We start from the raw sequence: 273 nt of genomic DNA, 5'->3' as shown, positions 1-273 counted from the left end.
CCAGATCACCGGGGACAGCTTCATCGTTGATGTGCGGCCCATCGTTGGAGATCCCGCCGAGGGGTTCATGGAGGTTTTCAAGTACGCCGTCAAGTTCAGCGATCAGCCGGTTGCCGATACATGGCATGCCTTTCAGCCGCTCAAGGGGAAACGCCTTCTTGGTTCTGCTGGGTGCTTCCGAGGTGTCGAGGTGCCGGAAGAGCTGACCGATGAGCCGCTCGATGAGCTGCCGTATGTCGAGCTGTTCTATCGCTATCTGCATGGAAAGGGCTA

Annotated in this window: 1 pseudogene; it reads left to right on the top strand. The window is 57.9% G+C overall.

Going from position 1 to position 273, the window contains the following annotated elements:
• A pseudogene (locus ABG80_RS22235) lies at positions 1–273 on the top strand (protein rep); the annotation flags it as partial.

Origin of the sequence: Aquabacterium parvum, assembly GCF_001447195.1 — a bacterium.
Classification (GTDB): domain Bacteria; phylum Pseudomonadota; class Gammaproteobacteria; order Burkholderiales; family Burkholderiaceae_C; genus Aquabacterium; species Aquabacterium parvum.
Note: the sequence above shows the minus strand (reverse complement) of the source record. Positions and strands in the feature narration are given on the sequence as shown.